The sequence below is a fragment of the Limimaricola litoreus genome, from assembly GCF_024159025.1.
Classification (GTDB): Bacteria; Pseudomonadota; Alphaproteobacteria; order Rhodobacterales; family Rhodobacteraceae; genus Limimaricola; species Limimaricola litoreus.
On the sequence record NZ_JAMYXC010000054.1, the window covers coordinates 1 to 1,805 of the forward strand.

The window sequence follows — 1,805 nt, forward strand, 5'->3', positions numbered from 1 at the left end:
CTCGGCCTCGGCGCGCAGGATCTCCGCAATCTCGGGCGTGATCGTGCTGCGCGGCGCCGGTCGGTCGGGCGCGACGGCCTCCCCGGTCTCGGGCACAGGGTCAGGCACGGGTGTGGCGAGCCATGTCACCCCGCAGTTCGAGCATTGCACGTCGCGCCCCCCCGGCGGGACGGCATCGCGCGTCACCTCGTACTGGGCCCCGCAATTCGGGCAGGTCAATCGCATGCGTTTCTTCCCTTCGCGCCCGGCGGCCACTGCGCGATCAACCTAGCGGCCCCGCTGCGCCGCGCCAAGAACGCACGCGCCGGCATGGCGGCGTCTGATGCAGCGCTGCAATTGCAACCCCGGCGCGGCTCGGGCAGAAGGGAGACGCAACAGGGGGCGGCAGGTGATCGAACTTCGGGACGTGGCCTATAGTTATGGCGGCGGAGAACTGTTCTCCGGCCTGTCGCTGTCGCTCGCGCCGGGGTCGTTCCACTTCCTGACCGGCCCGTCGGGGGCGGGCAAGACGACGCTGCTGAAGCTGTGCTACGGCGATCTCGTGCCGACTTCGGGGGCGGTGTCGCTCTGGGGCGAAGACACCACAGGCATGGCGCGCGACGGGCTGGCGCTCAACCGCCGCCGCATCGGCGTGGTGCACCAGGACTGCCAGTTCCTCGACCATCTCCCGCTCACCGACAACGTGGCGCTGCCGCTGACGGTGGCCGGGCGCCACCACGAGGCCGAGGCCTACCTGCCCGACCTGCTGGCATGGGTCGGGCTGACCCGTCATGCCGACCGCCGCCCGCCCGAGCTGTCGGGCGGCGAACGGCAGCGCGCGGCGCTGGCCCGCGCGGTCATCATGTCGCCCGAGGTGATCATCGCCGACGAGCCCACGGGCAACGTCGACTGGGACATGTCGCAGCGCCTGCTGGCACTCCTGGTCGAGCTCAACCGCATGGGCAAGGCGGTGCTGATCGCCACCCATGACATGAACCTGATCCGCAGCGCCAAGGCGCAGGTCCCGGTGCGCACGCTCCGGCTCAAGGACCGCCAGCTCATCGCCGCGGGGGCCGAGCTGTGAGGCGCGCGGCGTGGCGGGCGCTGTCCTTTCTCATGGGCGACGTGCAGGCCGACCGCACCGTGCCGCCCACCGGCTTCACCGCGCGGCTGACGCTGTTCACCGCCGCCGCCATGGCGCTGCTGACGGTCTTTGCGCTGGCGCTGTCGCTGGCCACCGGCCGGCTCGCCGCGCGCTGGAGCGACGAGCTGGCGCAGACCTCGACGCTGCGCATCTCGGCCCCGGCCGAACAGATGGCGGCGCAGACCGCCGCCGCGCTCGACGTGCTGCGCACCACGCCGGGCATCGCGCAGGCGCGCGCCCTGACCGAGGAAGAGGAACAAGCCTTGCTGACCCCGTGGTTCGGACCGGATCTGCCGCTCGACGCGCTGCCGATTCCGCAGTTGATCGAGATAGAGGAAGAGGGCGGCGGCTATGACGCCACCGGGCTGCGCGCCCGGCTGCAGGCCGAGGTGCCCGGCGCGGTGCTCGACGATCACACCCGCTGGCGCGAGCCGCTCGTGGCCGCCGCCGGGCGGCTGCGCGCCCTGGGCGCGCTGGCCATCGTGCTGATCGGTGCCTCGACCGCGGCGATGATCACCTTGGCGGCGCAATCGGCGCTCTCGGCCAATGCGCAGGTGATCCGGGTGCTGCGGCTGGTCGGCGCGCGCGACGCCTACATCACCCACGCCTTCGTGCGCCGCTTCACGCTGCGCGCGCTCATGGGCGCGGCGGCGGGAACGCTGGCGGGCGGGCTGCTGCTGGC

Annotated in this window: 3 protein-coding genes; 2 read left to right on the forward strand and 1 reads right to left on the reverse strand. The window is 72.6% G+C overall.

Translation table 11 applies throughout. From position 1 onward, the window contains the following. A partial coding sequence (locus NHG85_RS04485) for a zinc-ribbon domain-containing protein (RefSeq protein WP_253330217.1) occupies window positions 1–225 on the reverse strand: 225 nt, incomplete at its 3' end. A gap of 163 nt (window positions 226–388) precedes the next feature. Between NHG85_RS04485 and NHG85_RS04490 the strand changes: the two genes are divergently transcribed. Further along, window positions 389–1,063, forward strand: coding sequence for a cell division ATP-binding protein FtsE (locus tag NHG85_RS04490; RefSeq protein WP_253330219.1), 675 nt, complete (start codon window positions 389–391; stop codon window positions 1,061–1,063). Window positions 1,064–1,095: 32 nt separating this feature from the next. Next, window positions 1,096–1,805 (forward strand): cell division protein FtsX (locus tag NHG85_RS04495; protein WP_253330221.1); only part of this gene is annotated, 710 nt, incomplete at its 3' end.